Origin of the sequence: Streptomyces sp. NBC_01381 (genome assembly GCF_026340305.1) — a bacterium.
Classification (GTDB): domain Bacteria; phylum Actinomycetota; class Actinomycetes; order Streptomycetales; family Streptomycetaceae; genus Streptomyces.
Genome location: NZ_JAPEPI010000002.1, coordinates 2,544,529 through 2,561,499, shown reverse-complemented (window position 1 = coordinate 2,561,499; position 16,971 = coordinate 2,544,529). Strand labels below are relative to the sequence as shown.

Sequence of the window (16,971 nt, the reverse complement as noted above, 5' to 3'; positions counted from 1 at the left end):
TCACTTCCGTCCGGCGGGCGGCTCGAACCGCAGCGCGTCGGCGCAGAAGGCACGCCACTGCGGCGTCGCCGCGTCCCACAGCACCCCTTGGTCGGCCTGCACCGGGTGGCGTACGACGGCCAGGTCCTCGCGCAGATACACCACGGTGTCGTCGGGCAGCTCCCGCTGCTCCCCCGCCGCGGCTTCGGCCCAGCCGGCGAAGCCGCGCACGTCTCCGAGGAGACAGCCCAGGTAGTACGGCGTCATCCGGCGGCCTCCCGCTCGATCCGGCGGCGCAGGCTCAGCGGCCGCATGTCGGTCCAGACGGTCTCGATGTACGCCAGGCACTCCTCGCGCGGTCCGCCGTGCCCGGTGTCCTCCCAGCCGGCCGGGCGCGGCTGTTCGGCGGGCCAGATCGAGTACTGCTCCTCGTGATTGACGACGACCCGGTATGCGGCCGGGTCGCCGCCGTGCTGCGGTCCAGTGGTCACTCAACCCTCCTCGTACGCGATGCGTCGGCGGGCGACCGGGACGATCCGGTCGGGCGCGCCAGAACTTCGGTCCGTCCCGCCCCGTGCGGCGGGATCGGCGAGCAACCCCTCGACCAGCGGGGCGAGTCGGGCCACGGTCGGAGCCCGGAAGAAGGCCCGTACGGTGATGTCCACGCCCCAGGTGTCGTGCGCTGCCGCGATCACCCGCATCACCATCAGCGAGTCACCGCCGTGGCTGAAGAAGTCGTCGTTGACGCCGATGTCCGCGCGCCGCAGCACGCCGCGCCACAGGTCGAGCAGGGTGTGCTCGACCGGTGTGCGGGCGGGTCTGGCGGTGCCGGGCGGCGCGACCTCGGCGCCGCCGGCCTTCGGCAGCGCGGCGCGGTCCAGTTTGCCGTTCGGGGTGAGCGGAAGCTCGGGCAGCAGCACGAGACGGTCGGGCAGCATGTACAGCGGCAGATGCTCGCGCACCACCGCGTGCCAGTCCACGTCTCCCTGCCCGGCGCTCGGTACGAGATAGGCGTGGACGCGCCTCGTGCCCTGCTCCTCGGCGGTGAGGACGACCGCGTCCCGGATGCTGGGTGAGCGGCGGAACGCGGCCTCGATCTCGCCGAGTTCGACGCGGTAGCCGCGCACCTTGAGCTGGTGGTCGCGGCGGCCGAGGAACTCGATGCGCAGGCCGTGCGGCCCGTGCCGGTAGCGGCCGCGGTCGCCGGTCCGGTACATCCGCGCGCCGGGCCGGGTGGCGAAGGGGTGCGGCACGAAGGCGTCCGCGGTGCGGCCCGGGGCGCCGAGATAGCCGCGGGTGAGGCTGGGTCCCGCGATGTACAGGGTGCCGGGCACGCCCGGTGGCACGAGGCGCATCCGGTCGTCGAGGAGATACGCCTCGGTGCCGGGCAGCGGGGTGCCGATGAGCACGGACCGGGTGTCCTGGTCGGCGGCGCCGACGGTGAAGTAGGTGCTGTCGATGGTGCCTTCGGTCAGGCCGTAGCAGTTGACGACATCCGTGTCCGGACCGCACAGCCGGCGGATCCGCTCCAGCTCGTCGGCGGGGAAGGTGTCGGAGCCGACGATGAGCAGCTTGAGGAAGGCCAGGTCCTGGCCGCTCTCTGTGATGTGCGCGGCCAGCGTGCGCAGCACCGTGGGCACGAAGTCGGCCACGTCGACGCCCTCGTCGCGCATCAGGCGGAGCAGCCGGGCCGGCAGGAGCAGTGTCTCGCGGGGGCAGACCACGAGGGTCGCGCCGGATCCTATGGAGCGGACGAGCTCGCCGAGGTAGCCGTCGAAGCTGAAGTTGGCCATCTGCAGATGGCTGCGGATCCGTCCGCGCAGCACGAAGGCGTGCTCCCACGCGAGCTGGATGCGCCGCAGCGATCCATGCGTGGCCATGACGCCTTTCGGGCGCCCGGTCGAGCCCGACGTATACATGACATAACAGAGGCTGTCGCGACCGATCCCGCGCTCGGGCCTGCTGCCCGGGAAGCGCCCGGGGTCGGCGCCGTCCGGGCCGGCGACCACACTGCGTACGGGATCGTCGGCGAGGTCGGCGACGATCCCCTCCTGGGTGACCACCACACCCACCCCCGCGTCGGCGACGATCATCGCGCGGCGGGCGGCCGGGCTGTCGAGGTCCAGCGGCACATGGGCGGCGCCCGCCTTCCACACGGCGAGGACCGCGACGACGCTCTCGGCGGAGCGCTCCATGTAGATGCCGACGCGGGAGCCGGGTGTGACGCCCTCGCCGCGCAGCCGGTGGGCCAGCCGGTTGGCGGCGCGGTCGAGTTCGCCGTAGGTGAGCCGGGTGTCGCCGTGCACAAGGGCGGGCGCGTCCGGCGTGCGCTCGGCCCACTGCTCGAACACGTCGAGGACGCAGTCATCGGCGGGCGCGACCGCGGCGCCCGTCGCGGCGTCGAGCAGCAGCGCGCGCTCCTCGGGGCCGAGGTCACCGGTCAGGCCGACGGGCCGCTCCGGATCGAGGGTCATGTCGTCGAGGACGGTCTGCCACAGGCCGAGCAGCCCGTCGATGGTCTCGGGCCGGTAGAGATCGCTGTCGTACTGGGCGAGTACGTCGGTCTGCCCCTCCTCGGCGAATACGTCGACGGTCAGGTCGAACTTGGCGACGCCGACCTCCACCTCATCGGCGCGGGCGGTCAGACCACCGGCCCTGCGGGTGGAGGGCGTGCCGATGTACTGGAAGGTGACCCCGAAGAACTGGCTGTCGCTCTCGGTGCGTTCGGCGCCGATGGCGGAGACGACGTCCTGGAAGGCGACCGTCTGGTGTTCGTACGCGCCCAGGCAGGTCTCCCGCACCCGGGCAAGGGCCTGCCGCACGGTCGGGTCGCCGGACAGGTCGGTGCGCAGGGCGAGCATGTTGAGGAAGGGGCCGATCAGCAGGTCGGCGTCGACCTCCTCCCGCAGGGCGCTCGGCGTGCCGACCACGACGTCGTCCTGGTCGAGGTGGCGCGAGAGCGTGATCACGAAGGCGGTGAGCAGCACCATGAACGGGGTGACGCGTTCGGCTCGGGCCAACTTGCCGACGCGGCACATCAGTTCGGGGTCGAGCGTCCGGCGCGCGGCGTCAGCGGGCGGGGTGGACCGTTCGGGAGGCGTGCGGTCCGGAGGCAGCCGCCGGACGTCGGTGAGCCCGGACAACTGCGCGCGCCAGTAGGACAGTTCCGCCTCGTATACCGGGTCGCCCGCGCGCAGGTGCCGACGCCCGGCGACGAGATCGGCGTACTGGGCGGGCAGCGGGGTCAGGTCGGGGTCGCGGGACTCGGCCCGGGCGGCGACGAGTTCGAGGAACTCGTCGAGGAAGACCTGCCGGGACCAGCCGTCGCAGATGATGTGATGCCAGTTGAGCAGCAAGGTGTGGTCGTCGTCGGCCGAGCGCAGCAGCACCGTGCGGATCAGCGGGCCGGTCTGCAGATCGAAGGGGCGCCGGGCGTGCTCCTCGGTGAGGCGGCGGGCCTCGGCGGCACGGTGCTCGGGGTGCAGTCCGGTCAGGTCGATCAGCGCGGTGGGCACCGGCAGTTCGGGCTCGACGCGCACCCGTGGGACGCCGCCGTCCGCCGGGAAGCGGGTGCGCAGGACGTCGTGCCTGCGGACGATCTCGGCCACGGCGCGGGCGGCCGCTTCGGGGTCGAGCGGTCCGGTGAGGCGGATCGCCGAGCACGCGTTGTACAGCGCGGTGCCGGGGTGCATCCGGTCCAGGAACCAGAAGCTCTCCTGGGCCGGGGACAGCACGTCCCCGCCGGACGGCGCGGGCCCGGACGGAAGCCGGGTGCCGGGGGTGCCGAAGCTCATGCGACCTCTCCTGCCGGGCGGTCCGCGGCGTGCGGCCGGGTGATGCCGGTCAGCGTCCCGGTCAGTGCGATGGCCAGGACGACGACACCGATGACGAGACAGACCGTGGTGACGCCGACTCCGGCGGCGGCCGCGGTGGTGATGGCCGCGCCGATCGGCCCCAGCGCCGTGTGGATGGTCCAGAACGAGGACGTGACCCGGCCGAGGAGATGGCTGGGGGTCACCTCCTGACGCAGTGACATGGATGAGATGCCGGCGATGCCGGTGCACATCAGGGTGATCATCATCAGCACGGCGATGACCGGCACGCTCCCGGACAGGCCGATCCCGGCGACGGCGAAACCCGCGAGCGAGAACGCGCTGATCCAGGCCACACCGAACCCCAGCCGTTTGCGCACCCGGGCGACCGCAGCGGAGGCGATGAACGAGCCGACGGTCCCGGCCGTGAGGACCCAGCCGACCGTGGTGTCCGGGTGGCCGAGCTCGTCCTTGACCAGGTAGATGACGAGGTCGGTCAGGCCGTAGATGAGGAAGGTGATCAGTGAGAGGAGCAGGGTCAGCGGCCGCAGCACGGGGTGCGCCCACAGGAACTTCGCCCCGGCGAGGAACTCGCCCCGGATGCTGTCGTGTTGGGGGGTGTCGGACCGCCGTGGCCTGCCGTCGAACTTGACGAGCAGAACGCCGAGCGCGGAGACGGCGAAGGTCGCGGAGTCGATGCCGATCGCGGCGGCGGGACCCGCGGACGAGGCCACGAAGCCCGCGAGCGCGGGTCCGGCGACGCTGGCGACCGCGTATGTCGCGTACAGGTGGCCGTTGGCCTTGGTGATCTGGTCCGGCTGCACGATGGCGGGCACCACGGTCACATAGGTGACCTGGAAGAGCATCGAGAAGCAGCCCGCTATGGGGACGACGGTGTAGATCAGCCAGAGAGGCGTCGCGGAGATCCAGACCAGCGGGATCACGAGGTAGAGCAGACAGCGCGCCCCGTCGGCGAGCATGAGGAGCCGCCTGCGGTCGAAGCGGTCGGCGATGACGCCGGCGAACAGGCCGGTGAGGATCGACGCGACACCGGTGAGCCCGGTGACGAGGCCCATCTGAAGGACCGAACCCGTGGTGTGCAGGACGAGCAGCGGCAACGCGACATACGAGAAGGAGTCACCGAGCGCGGAAAGGGTCTGAACGCCTAAGAAAATTCGGTATGCGGGGTTGCTCCATAAAGAGGGCGACCCGCCCCCCGTACCCGTCGGCCGTGCCTGATCCTGGTCCTCGGACAGTTCACCTGACGGCACGGGTTCCCCCCATCCAGATCCGCCGACGGGCAGTACACCACACGCCCCAGAAGGCGTCAAGGACCCCTCGGGCAACGTGTCTTGTTTCAACTTCTTGACGTCAATCTAACATGCATGCTAGAAATTCGATTTCGCTTGGATCGTCTGTGCGCAGCCCCAGTCCCCTCTTCCTTGGAGAGAAATTGCGGGTCGCTTTTGTGCATACTCCCATGTCTACTGTTCCTATTGCGCAGCGCAAAGATTTCTGGCGGAACTTCGACATTCAATACCATGCGGCACATCCCGGTCTTGACCACATGAGAAAGAACATGTGGGAGCTGCCGCACTGGATGCATTGGCTGGGCGGAGTTCTCGTCGCGCACGGCTACAACGACATCGACGTGGTCGACCTGTACACCGATCCGAACACGTTCACACGGCCGGGACACCTCGCCGTGGACGCCGTCGAGTCGGCGTTGCGCGAGCATCCGGCAGACGTCTATCTGTTCTCCCCGATGACCGTGAACCTCTGCTACGCGTACGAGATCTCGGACGCCGTGAAGCGGGTCCATCCCGCGGCCGCCGTGGTGTACGGCGGTGTCGTCGCCACGCCGCTCGCGCACGAGGTGGCCGGCCACCCGAGCGTCGACTACGTCGTGGTCGAACGCGGCGAGCAGGCCCTCCCCGCGCTCCTCGACGCCCTGGCCGACGGACGCGACGTGACCGACGTCGGCAACCTGGTGCACCAGCGGTCCGACGGCACCACCGCGCGGACGACGCGCCGCTATCCGGATCTGCACCCGTCCGAGATCCCCTTTCCCAAGGTGGACCTTTTCCCTGCGAGTACCGGCGAAGACATCCGCTATTTACGCCAGGTCTACGCTCTGGGCTGCCCCTACAAGTGTACGTTCTGCACCATCCAGACCATCGGCCAGCGCCCCGACTATTTCCCCCTGGACCGCGTGCTCGAAGAGATCCGCGCCTACCGGGCCCGCTACGGCCGCCATCACAACATCTACTGGGGCGACGAAACCTTTACCCTGCATCCGGACCACACCCTCGAACTCCTTGACCTCCTGGAGAAAGAGGGTGACATCAATTACGACTGCCAGACACGACTGAATTGTCTGACCGATGACCGTATTCTGCGCAAACTGAAGAGCAGCGGCTGCCAATGGGTGGAGATAGGCCTGGAGACCGCATCCCAGGAAAGCCATGAGACGCATAAGCATCACATGAAGTTGAGCGCGACCAGGGAAACCCTCAAGAAGGTCAGGGACGCCGGGCTCGCCGCCTGCTCCTTCACCGTGAACGGCTTTCCCGACCAGAGCCCCGACGACATGCGGCGCAGCATCGACTGGGTGTGCCAACTGCTCGAAGAGGACCTGCTGCAGGCGACCTATCTCTTCGGCCTCGTGCCGTATCCGGGCAGCGCCATGTTCGAGACTCCCGAGCGGTTCGGGATGAAGCTGCTCCACCGCGACTTCAGCCTCTACCACGAGGACCTGCCCCCCGTCTTCGCCACCGACAAGGCCACCCCGGACCAGGTGTACGAGGTGTTCCTGGAGGGCCAGGAGCTGTTCGCGCAGGCCATGGACAAGACCCCGTACTTCGGTTCCGCGCCGGCCCCCGGCACCGCCGACGAGTACGGCACCTTCTGGGCCGATGCCCACGTATAGCCTTCCGCGGCTCGGACAGACGGGAGCACCATGACTTCTTCTCGATGGCACGTACTGCGGGACGGCGACGCGGGCCTGATCCTCACGGTCGCCTTCGACGCCGGACGCGGCGACGCCCGGTTCGCCGACCTGGCGTCTTCCCTTGACGGTCGGCGCGTACTGGAAGGCCTGCCGAGGCGGAGCACGGTCGCCGACCTTGTGGAGCGCGGGGCCGACGACTATGTGACGCCCTGGCTGGAGGAGATCAAGGAGCACGGGCAGCCGGTGCGGGCCGTGCTCGGACACTGCGCGGGGAGCGGGCTCGCCCGCGAACTGGCCGACCGGTTACGGATGTTGGGGCTCGGCACGCCGTCCCTCATCATTTTCGATCCCATCGTGGCCGAAAGCCGCACCCTGGGCGAGGAGTACCGCACCGCCGTGCGCACCCTCGCCGCCCAGCTCTCCCCGGAGGACCTCGACACCGCCCTCGCCGCGGCCCGACCCTGCGATGCCGAGCCCTCGTTGACGGGTGCGGACGTCCTGCCGCTCGCCGAGGCACTGGAAGCGGCCTACCGGACGGCGGTGGCCGCCGCCTGCAGCCGGCTCTCCGTCGCCCCCGCGGTCCAGCAGCAGCTCTCCGACCGCTTCTCCCACTACCTCGCCTACCTCGCCGCGGCGGCCTGGACACACGCCGGGAACCCGCCGCCGGACACGCCTCCCGCGACGACCGTCCTGTCCGCCACCGGTGGCGTCGGCACCAGCGGCGCCGACCCGCGCGGCACGGTCACCCGCTTCGCCGTGGACCGGACCCGCCTCCTCGCGGACCCCGAGGTCGCGGCGTACGTCTCCCGTGTGACGGGCGGGTGACGCTCATGGACCCCACGCCGCTCGCCGTTCCGGAGGCCCTGGCGCAGAGCGTGCGCCAGGCGCGCGCCGACCGAATAGACCATGAGCTGTACGAGGAGGAGAAACGCTGGCGCTGGCACCCCGGTGACGGCGAGGACCCCCGCACCGTCTCGCAGGAGGCACTGCGCCGCGAGACCGCCCTTGAACACGAGATCGACGCCCGCCTCGGCCCGGCCGCGCCCGGGCCCGAGGACCCGCGCCGTCACGAAGAGCGGCGGCGCGCCAAGCACTTCCCCGTCCTCTTCGTCAGCGCCCCGCACATCGAGGAGGGCGCGACCGGCGCGTTCCCCGGCATGCCCACTCCGCTGCTCTACGCAACCTGCGTCCTCGACCGGATGCTGCGCATCGACGAGTTCCCCGGCGCGCGGGTCCCCGAAGTCGTGGCCGTCCTCAATCCGCCCGCCTACTCCGCCGCCTTCGAGCAGGAACTCGTCACCTGCCTGCGCGAGCACCGCCCCGTCGTGGTCGGCATCAGCAACCTCTCCGAGGGCCACCACTTCGCCCTGCGCATCGCGGCGACGGTCAAGAAGGAGTGCCCGCAGGCGATCGTCCTGCTCGGCGGCCAGCACGAGGACGCCGTGAACCCGGACGCCTACCGGGCGGCCTCGCGGCGTGTGGGCGACATGAGCGGCCGCCGGCAGGCGAGCCACGACGACTTCCGGATCGGCGCGGAGGAACTCGGCCGGCTCACCGCACTGCAGACCTTCGCCCGCCCCGATGAACGCGAGCTCATGGACATCGTGTTCGCGGGTGACTCCGCGTTCGCGCTGCCCGAGGTGCTCAAGGTGGTGGCGGACTGCCTGCCCGCCGACGCCGAGACCGTCAAGAAGCGCATGCTCACCGAGCAGGACCGGTTCGCCGAACTGCCGGGCGTGGGCAGCCTGTTCATCTACGACTGGAACGCGCAGCGCATCGAGTCGATGCCGCTCAGCGGCGTTCCGATCGACGGCGACCGGCTCCCGTACATCGACGTGACCCGGATGACGCACGAGAACCGCTTCCCCGTCTTCGGGCATCGCAGGACCGCGCAGATCATGGCCTGTCTCGGCTGCAAGTACGCGTGCTCCTTCTGCCACGAGTCCGCGGACGCGTTCCTCTACGAGCAGCCCAAGATCCGCCAGCGGTCTCCGCAGCACGTCATCGGAGAGATCAGGCTCCGCATCGACCAGGGCTTCGAGGCGGTGTTCTTCGACGACAGCACCTTCACCCAGAACCCCCGCTGGCTGACCGAGTTCCTGACCCTCCTTGAGGATCTCGCCGCCGAGCACGGCACCTTCGAATGGGGCTGCCAGACCACCGTCAACGACGTGGACCGCGGCCTCCTGCGGCGCATGGCCGGGGCGGGCTGCAGCTATGTGTACTTCGGCGTCGAATCGGCCGAACCCGACGCCGTACGCGTCCAGAAGGTCCGCCAGCTGCTTCTGATCTCCGAGGCCGACTGGACCGAGCGCTTCCGGGACGTGGCCCACTGGTGCCGCGACGCCGGGATCCGGGTCGGTACGTCCTTGCAGTTCGGCCTGGGGGAAACGCCCGAGCAGCGGCTGCTCACGCTCGACCTCATCGCCGAACTGCACCAGGACGGCTGTATCCCGGACGGTTGCGTCGCCCTCAACGTCAACAGCCCCTACCCCGGCACCCGTCAATGGCTCCAGATGCTCCAGTCGGGCGTCGCGCTGCCCGACTACCGCGAGAAGCTGGTGCGCCACCCGGCGTTCGAGACCGCCCATCAGTTCTCCGCGATCACCGGTCAGGACGTCGAAGCCCTGTATCTGCTCGCCGCCGACCGCCTCGGGCGGGCGCTGCACCAGGAGGAGCCTGCGTGACGAATCCACCGCGCGGGCCGCTGCCGGGCCCGGCCGGCCTCCGGCAAGTCGTTCCCGCCCAGGTCAGCTTCACCTCCGACTCGCTCGTCAGCCATGCACCGCTCGCACATCCGGGGGAACCGCCCCTGGTCGTCCGGCCGACCGCCGCCGGAGTCGACGTCGCCGCCTGGGCCGCCCACTCGCGGCCATGGCTCGACGAGACCCTCGACGAGCACGGCGCCGTGCTGCTCCGGGGGTTCTCGGTCACCACCACACACGACCTGGAACCCCTCGCCGCCGCGCTCGTCGACGAGTTGTACCGCGACAACGGCGAGCATCCCCGGGCCTCGCTGAGCGGCAGCATCTCCTCTCCGTTGTTCTTCCCGCCGGAGGAGAAGCTGCTGTGGCACACCGAGAACTCCTTCAACGACACCGGCCCCGCCCGCATCATGTTCTGCTGCGCGCGGCCCGCCGCCTCCGGTGGCGAGACCCCGATCGTCGACAGCCGGCAGGTCTTCCGGCGTCTCGACGCGGACCTGCGGTCCGAGTTCCTGGCCAAGGGCGTGATGTACGTACGCCATTACGGGACGGGCCTCGGCCTCGACTGGCGTGAGGTCCTGCGCACCGACGACCGGCGCGAGGCCGAGGCGCGCTGCGCCCAGCAGGGCCTGCGCTCCGCCTGGGACGGTGACCGCCTGCGCACCGAGGCGGTACGTCCTGCCGCCGTCCGGCACCCGAGGACCGGCGTGTGGTCGTGGATCAATCAGGCCCAGCACTGGCACCCGGCCTGCCTGGCCCCCGCGACAAGGGCGGCACTTGAGGCCACCCACACACCGGACACGCTGCCGCGACAGTGCCATTTCGGCGACGGATCCCCGATCCCCGACGAGGCGATGGCCGAGATCTGCCGGGTGTACGCCGAACTCGAAGTCTGCTTCCCCTGGGAGAGGGGCGACGTCTTGGTCCTCGACAACATCCTGGTCGCACATGCCCGCAACCCCTTCAGCGGACCACGCGAACTCCTGGTGGCCATGGGCGACATGGTGCGGTTCGCATGACGGGGGTCGAGGGGTTCCGGCTGTCGTTCCAGCAGCAGCGCATCTGGCAGGCGTACGAGTCCTCCTCCCCGGGATGGGCACAGGCGCTGCTCCACATCGACGGCGCCGTCGACCCGGACCGGCTTGCCGACGCACTGCGCGCGGTCACCGACCGCCATGGCGCGCTGCGGGCGCGGTACCGGCGGGTGCCGGGGGCGAGAACCGCGCTCGCGGACATCGGCGGGGAGGGCGGCAGCAACGTCGAATGGGCGGTCGCCGATGCGTACATCCCCGGGGACCTGGACAGCGCGGTGCGGTCAGAGCGCCTGCGCCCGGCGGGCATCGACGGTGCCGCCCCCCTGCGCGCACGGCTGCTCAGGCTCTCCGACCAGCGCCACGCGCTGCTGATCACGACCTCGGGTCTGTCCGCCGACAGCCTGACCCTGCGCCGCCTCGTGGCCGAGCTCGCCCTCGCCTACGACGGGCGGTCACCGGACGCCGCGCCTCTGCAGTACATCCAGTACGCGCAATGGCAGTTCGAGCAGGATGCCGCCGGGCCGGTGGCCGGGGGCGAGGCCCACGGTGCTCCTGTGGACCTGCCCCTACGACAGGCCGGGGCGCTCACCGGCCCCGCCGTCATACGCCTGGACCGCACCGTGCCGCTCCCGCTGGCGCGGGCCGTGCGGGAGTGCGCGAAGCAGCATGGCGTCACGACCGAAGTCGTACTGCTCACCTGCCTGATGACTCTCCTGCGCAGGATCACCGACCGCTCCGCAGTCACCATCACGACCGCCCTCCCAGGACGTCCGTACGACGAACTGAGCGACTGCGCCGGTCACTTCGCCCACTGGTCACCGATCCGCACCGGGCCGGACGCGGCCGCCACCTTCTCCGGCCTCCTGGCCCAGATCCAGGACGAGCAGTCGAACGCCGAGCGTGCCGCCGAGCGCATACCGGCGTCGTACGCCACCGACCCGACCGACCGGGCGGCCGCCGCGTACGAGGCGAAGGAGGAGGTTAAGGAGGCGGCACCAGCCGAGCGCGCCGACGGCGTCACCTTCACCTTGGCCTGGGACGACATCGAGGCCGAGCCGGCCGCGATGAAGCTGGAGAGCGTCATGGGCGACGACTCCCTGCGCCTGGTGTGGCGCTACCGCGACGGCGCGTTCCCCGCCGACTATGTGCGGAGCCTCGCCGATCAGTACCTGACCCTGCTGGAAGGGGCCGTCGCCGACCCGTCGGCCCCGCTCGACACCATCAGCCTGCTCGACGAGCACAGCCGCCACCTCGTACGGGCCGCTGCCGACCACGGCCGTGACACCCGGCGAACGCCCCAGTGCCTGCACCGGATCATCGAGCGCCAGGCCCGGCAGACACCGGACAGCGTCGCGGTGATGGACCCTGCGGCCCGGCTGACCTACCGGCAACTGGACGAGCAGGCCGGCCAAGTGGCCCTGGCGCTGCGGCAGTACGGCGTCGGCCCTGATCAACCGGTGGCGCTGGCCATCGGGCACACCCGTCACCTTCTGGTGGCGATACTGGGCGTACTCAAGGCGGGTGGCGCCTATCTGCCGCTCGATCCGGACCTCCCCCCGGCCAGGGCCACGGACATCCTTGAGCGCTCGGGGTGCTCCCTGATCCTCACCGGCCCTGACACGGCGCGGGACCGGTTCGGCACGATCCCCTGCCTGAACGTCGACCAGCTGCCGGAGACTGAAGGCCGGGTCCACCCACAGGCCGAGGTGACACCGGAGAACCTCGCCTACATCTTGTTCACCAGCGGCTCCACCGGTGTCCCCAAGGGCGTGATGCTGCCCCACCGCGCCCTCTCCAACTACGTGCTCTGGGCGGCCCGGACGTACGGGCACGAGGAGGGGACGGGGGCCATGGTGCACTCCTCCGTGGCCTTCGACCTGACGGTGACCAGCCTGTTCGTGCCCCTGGTCAGCGGGCGTACGGTGCATCTGGATCCGGCCTGGCGCAACGTCTTCGGCCTCACCGGTGAACTGGGCCGTCGGGCCGGCCTCGACCTGCTCAAACTGACGCCCTCACACCTGAACGTGATCAACCACGAGCTCGCTCCCGGTGACACCTCCAAAGTCACGCACTCACTAGTCCTGGGCGGCGAGAACCTCTCCTGGGAGCACATCGCACCGTGGCGCGAACACGCGGCGCCCACACGGATCTTCAACGAGTACGGGCCCACGGAGACCGCGGTGGGATGCGCGGTCCACGAGATCACGGCCGATGATCCCGCGGTCGGCGACGTACCCATCGGCCGCCCGGTGGACGGCAGCGACATCTACGTCCTGGACGACCGCCTGGCACCGGTGCCGGTCGGAGCGCTCGGCGAGATCTGTGTGGGCGGCATCGGCCTGGCGCGCGGCTACGTCGCCGATCCCGCCGGGTCGGCGGAACGCTTCGTACCGCATCCCTTCTCCGACATACCCGGCCAACGGCTCTACCGGACCGGCGACATCGGCTACTACGCCCCCGACGGGACGCTGCACTGCCTCGGCCGCCGCGACGAGCAGATCAAGGTGCGTGGCGTCCGCGTGGAGCCGGCCGAGGTGGAGCGGGCGCTGCTCGGACACCCGTCCGTCCGCGAGGCGGCCGTGGTGCTCTCGCCGGACGGTGCGGGCGGTGCGGGCGGTGCGGACGGTGCGGGCGGTGCGGACGGCGGCCGACTCACCGCGTTCCTCTCGGCCGCGGCCACCGGAGCGGTCGCGCCGTCGGAACTGCGCGGCCATCTCACCGAGCGCCTGCCGGCCGCCATGGTCCCCGCCTCGTACGTCTGGCTCGACCGGCTGCCCCTCACGGTGAACGGCAAGATCGACCGCGACGCCCTGCTCGCCGCCGACACCCCGCGCGAACCGCACGGGCAGACGTCCGCCCCGCCTCAGGACGCGGATGCTCTGGAAGCGAAGGTCGCGGCCATCTTCGCTGACCTCCTCTCGATCCCCTCCGTCGGTGTGGACGACGTCTTCTTCGACCTCGGCGGCCACTCGATCCTGGCGGTGCGGCTGATCGCGAGGATCAACGCCGCGTTCTCCGCCGAACTGCCGGTTTCGGTGCTGTTCGAGGAGACAGAGGCGGTCGACGGACCACCGGTCGACCCTGCGACTCCTAGGGCACTGGCCGCGTTGCTCCGCGGTGCGGAGGGGGCCGAGCGTTCGCGTCCCCTCATCACGCTGCAGAGCCGGGGCGAGGGGACGCCGCTGTTCTGCGTCCCCGGTGGCGGGGATGCCATCGGCTTCCGCAATCTCGCCGGCGGGTCCGTGCTGCTGCGTCCGCTGTACGCCGTGCACGACGGCACTCCGCAGGGGGCCGAGGCCGATGCGGAGGTCGATGTCGCGGCTCTGGCCGAGCGCCACCTCGCGGTGGTCCGAGAAGCCAGGCCGCACGGCCCCTACCTTCTGATGGGCTGGTCGATCGGCGGCCTCGTCGCCTTCGAGATGGCCCAGCGACTCACCCGGCTCGGGGAGCGGGTCGCGATGCTGGTCCTCGTCGACAGCTACCTGGCCGACCAGCTCCCGGCCGAATCCGCATCCCGATCCGCGCCGAGCGACCCGCACACTCTCGCGGCGCTGCGGTACCGGCCGACACCGTACGCCGGTCCGACGGCTCTGTTGCAGGCGCAGGAGGGCGACCCCGGAATGCGGGCGGCGGCAAGCGCGGCCTGGGCGGAACTGTGCCCGGCGCTCTCCCCGCCGCGCGTGATCGCCGGTGACCACTACTCCATGCTGGACGAGCCGTTCGTGGCCGCACTGGCAGCGGAACTGGAGAAGACACTTCAGGAGGCGGACGTTCCCGATGCCTGACGGCCACGCTTCGAAGCCTGACGAAGCCCGCGCCACGGTCCCCGGCGGCGGGGGTGTGCTGCGGTACTTCGACGACACACGGCGTACGTCACCCGACCTGCCCGCGGTGGAATACCGGGGACGCCAACTGTCGTACGAGCAACTCGGGCGCACCGCGGACACGTTGGCCGCCCACCTGCGGACCCTCTCCGTCGCCGGCACGGTCGTCGGCATCCGCACCGACCGTTCGTTCCGGCTCCCGATCGCCATCCTGGCCGTGCTGCGGGCCGGCGCCGCGTACATGCCGCTGGATCACGCCTACCCTCAGCCGCGGCTCGACTTCATGATGCGGGACAGCGGGATGCGCGTACTGCTCACGCACCGCACGCCCACCGGCCTGCCACCCGCGCCGCCCGGGACGCGGGTCGTGCTGCTCGACGAGGACATACCCGGCGGTGCCGACGGGCAGCGGCCCCGCACCACCTCCACCGCCGACGATCTCGCGTACGTCATCTACACATCGGGATCCACGGGCACGCCCAAGGGCGTCGCCATGCCGCACGGCCCGCTGCGCAACCTGATCTCCTGGCAGCGCGAGACCTTCACGTCCGGGGTCGGGTCCCGGACCCTCCAGTTCGCGGCGGCGAGCTTCGACGTCCACTTCGAGGAGATGTTCAGCACCTGGGGCACCGGCGGCTGCCTCGTGCTGATCGACGAGGAGATACGCCGGGACTCCCACCGGCTCCTGCGCTTCCTGGACGAGCAGCGGGTGCACCGCGTGTTCATGCCGTTCGTGGCCTTGCAGGCCCTCGCCCACACGGCACAGGACGTGGGCCGCCATCCGCGCTCGCTCCAAGAGGTCGTCTGCGGGGGCGAGCAGCTCTACATCACTCCCGCGGTGCGGCGGTTCTTCGGTGCCCTGCCGGGCGTCGCGCTGCACAACCAGTACGGGCCGTCGGAGACGCACAACGTGACGGCCCTGCGGCTGTCCGGCGATCCCGCGTCCTGGCCGGAGCGCGCCCCCATCGGCCGGTCCATCGACGCCGCGCGCGTGCGGGTGCTGGACGGGGACGGCGACCCGGTCCCGGCCGGAGTCACCGGTGAGATCGTCATCGGCGGCCCGGTGCTCGCCCGTGGCTACCTCAACCGGCCAGGACTGACCGCGGAGCGTTTCACCCCCGATCCGCTGGGACCGCCGGGATCGCGGGTGTACCGGACCGGGGACGCGGGCCGGGTCGACGATCAGGGGCGGATCCACTTCCTCGGCCGCGACGACGGGCAGGTGAAGATCCGCGGGTACCGCGTGGAGCTCGGCGAGATCGAGTCGGCGGTCAGGGCCCTGCCGGAGGCGGCCGACGCCGCGGTCGTGGTGAACGAGAGCCGCACGGCGGGCAAGCGCCTCGTCGCCTATGTGGTGGGGCAGTCACCGCTGCCGGACGACCTCCGGGACCGGCTCGCCGAGACACTGCCCGAGTACATGCTGCCGGTGGCGTTCGTCCCGGTGGACCGCCTGCCTCTCACACCCAGCGGCAAGCTCGACCGCCAGGCCCTGGCCGCCCGCGAGTTGACGGTCACGGGCAGCGGCGTCGGCCTGGTGGAGGACGAGGTGCAGCATGACCTCACCCTGCTGTGGGAGCAGGTGCTCGACGCGAAGGACATCGCCCTCAACGACAACTTCTTCCAGCTGGGCGGCACTTCACTGCTGGCCGCGGTGCTGATAACCCGGATCAACGAACGCTTCGGCGCGTACGCGGACCTGGAGACGTTCATCTCCCGGCCGACGATCTCCGCGATGGCCGAGTGGATCGAGGAACGGTGCGACGTGTCCCGACAACCGGTGAGGCTGGATTCGTGATCGAAACTGACGACGGGCATCTGGCGGAGCTGACCGCGGAGTACGAGGAGAACGGCTGGTGCCACTCTCCGTTCCGGTTCACCGGCCCTGCGGTGAGCGTGCTCCGCGACAGCCTGGACACCATCTGCCGCCGAGGCGGTCCTGAGGTGGTCCACGAGCCGGACAGCACGGCAGTCCGCGCGGTGCACGGCTGCCACGAGTTCGACGAGGCGTACGCGGTGCTCGTGCGCCACCCCTATCTCCTGGCCCTGGCCGAAGCGCTGACCGGGACGCCGGTGTACGTCTACCAGTTCAAGGTGAATCTGAAGCAGGCCCGGGAGGGCCAGGCCTGGCCGTGGCACCAGGACTTCGCCTTCTGGAACGCGGAGGACGGCCTGCCGACGCCCGCGGCGGTCACGCTCGCCGTACCGCTGGACGATGTGCACGAGGGCAACGGTCCGCTGATGCTCATCCCCGGCTCTCACCGCGTGGGATATCTCGGCCCCGGCAAGATCACGCGGGGCGACAGCGGGGACTGGCGCAAGAACTTCGCGGCGGATCCCGAGCACATCATGGACGACGCCCGCGCCCAGGAACTGATCGGGACCTTCGGCAGCACACGGGCGACCGGCCGGGCGGGCACGATCCAGGCCTTCCACCCGAACATCGTGCACTCCTCGTCGGACAACACCTCGCCGGACCGGCGGGCGCTCCTGATGGTGTCGTACAACTCCATCGACAACGCCCCGCCCCATCCGACCCGCCCAGAATTCCTGGTGGGCCGGAACACGGACCAGCTGAAGCCTCGGTGGGACGACCGCTTCCCGCTCGAACGCGTCTGAGGGCGGGCCGCGGCAGGCGACAACCCCGATCAGGCGCCGTCCAGTTGGCTC

11 protein-coding genes are annotated in these 16,971 nt (G+C 70.5%); 7 read left to right on the top strand and 4 right to left on the bottom strand.

Annotation, left to right across the window (positions count from 1 at the left end; translation table 11 throughout):
- Genes OG453_RS33000 through OG453_RS32985 form a run of 4 tightly spaced genes read right to left on the bottom strand, consistent with a single transcriptional unit; the run spans position 1 to position 5,062 of the window.
- Positions 1–246, bottom strand: a complete 246-nt coding sequence (locus OG453_RS33000) for a hypothetical protein (RefSeq protein ID WP_266872218.1) — start codon at positions 244–246, stop codon at positions 1–3.
- Positions 243–470: an MbtH family NRPS accessory protein gene (locus OG453_RS32995; RefSeq protein WP_266872217.1), complete on the bottom strand. Its 228-nt coding sequence runs from the start codon at positions 468–470 to the stop codon at positions 243–245. The genes OG453_RS33000 and OG453_RS32995 overlap by 4 nt, the downstream gene beginning before the upstream one ends.
- The gene (locus OG453_RS32990) at positions 471–3,773 is read right to left on the bottom strand and encodes an amino acid adenylation domain-containing protein (protein WP_266872216.1); all 3,303 of its coding nucleotides are present in this window, start codon (positions 3,771–3,773) and stop codon (positions 471–473) included.
- The gene (locus tag OG453_RS32985) at positions 3,770–5,062 is read right to left on the bottom strand and encodes an MFS transporter (protein ID WP_266872215.1); all 1,293 of its coding nucleotides are present in this window, start codon (positions 5,060–5,062) and stop codon (positions 3,770–3,772) included. The genes OG453_RS32990 and OG453_RS32985 overlap by 4 nt, the downstream gene beginning before the upstream one ends.
- Before the next feature lie 296 nt (positions 5,063–5,358).
- Here OG453_RS32985 and OG453_RS32980 point away from each other — a divergent pair, with 296 nt between their 5' ends.
- Genes OG453_RS32980 through OG453_RS32950 form a run of 7 tightly spaced genes read left to right on the top strand, consistent with a single transcriptional unit; the run spans position 5,359 to position 16,920 of the window.
- Positions 5,359–6,720, top strand: a complete 1,362-nt coding sequence (locus OG453_RS32980; protein ID WP_266872214.1) for a radical SAM protein — start codon at positions 5,359–5,361, stop codon at positions 6,718–6,720.
- A gap of 30 nt (positions 6,721–6,750) precedes the next feature.
- Positions 6,751–7,566, top strand: a complete 816-nt coding sequence (locus OG453_RS32975) for a hypothetical protein (RefSeq protein ID WP_266872213.1) — start codon at positions 6,751–6,753, stop codon at positions 7,564–7,566.
- A 5-nt stretch (positions 7,567–7,571) separates the two neighbouring features.
- On the top strand, positions 7,572–9,428 hold the full coding sequence (locus OG453_RS32970) for a radical SAM protein (RefSeq protein ID WP_266872212.1): 1,857 nt from the start codon (positions 7,572–7,574) through the stop codon (positions 9,426–9,428).
- A complete protein-coding gene (locus OG453_RS32965; protein ID WP_266872211.1) occupies positions 9,425–10,465 on the top strand; it encodes a TauD/TfdA family dioxygenase in 1,041 nt (346 codons plus the stop codon). The genes OG453_RS32970 and OG453_RS32965 overlap by 4 nt, the downstream gene beginning before the upstream one ends.
- Positions 10,462–14,265: an amino acid adenylation domain-containing protein gene (locus OG453_RS32960; protein WP_266872210.1), complete on the top strand. Its 3,804-nt coding sequence runs from the start codon at positions 10,462–10,464 to the stop codon at positions 14,263–14,265. The genes OG453_RS32965 and OG453_RS32960 overlap by 4 nt, the downstream gene beginning before the upstream one ends.
- Entirely contained in the window at positions 14,258–16,099 is a 1,842-nt protein-coding gene (locus OG453_RS32955) for a non-ribosomal peptide synthetase (protein WP_266872209.1), read from the top strand. The genes OG453_RS32960 and OG453_RS32955 overlap by 8 nt, the downstream gene beginning before the upstream one ends.
- Complete coding sequence (locus tag OG453_RS32950) at positions 16,096–16,920, top strand: phytanoyl-CoA dioxygenase family protein (RefSeq protein WP_266872208.1); 825 nt, start codon at positions 16,096–16,098, stop codon at positions 16,918–16,920. The genes OG453_RS32955 and OG453_RS32950 overlap by 4 nt, the downstream gene beginning before the upstream one ends.
- The last annotated feature ends 51 nt before the right edge of the window (positions 16,921–16,971 follow it).

Coding starts and splice junctions, on each gene's coding strand:
- OG453_RS33000 (WP_266872218.1), bottom strand. CDS start 246: ATGACGCCGTACTACCTGGGCTGTCTCCTCGGAGACGTGCGCGGCTTC.
- OG453_RS32990 (WP_266872216.1), bottom strand. CDS start 3,773: ATGAGCTTCGGCACCCCCGGCACCCGGCTTCCGTCCGGGCCCGCGCCG.
- OG453_RS32980 (WP_266872214.1), top strand. CDS start 5,359: ATGAGAAAGAACATGTGGGAGCTGCCGCACTGGATGCATTGGCTGGGC.
- OG453_RS32975 (WP_266872213.1), top strand. CDS start 6,751: ATGACTTCTTCTCGATGGCACGTACTGCGGGACGGCGACGCGGGCCTG.
- OG453_RS32970 (WP_266872212.1), top strand. CDS start 7,572: ATGGACCCCACGCCGCTCGCCGTTCCGGAGGCCCTGGCGCAGAGCGTG.
- OG453_RS32960 (WP_266872210.1), top strand. CDS start 10,462: ATGACGGGGGTCGAGGGGTTCCGGCTGTCGTTCCAGCAGCAGCGCATC.
- OG453_RS32955 (WP_266872209.1), top strand. CDS start 14,258: ATGCCTGACGGCCACGCTTCGAAGCCTGACGAAGCCCGCGCCACGGTC.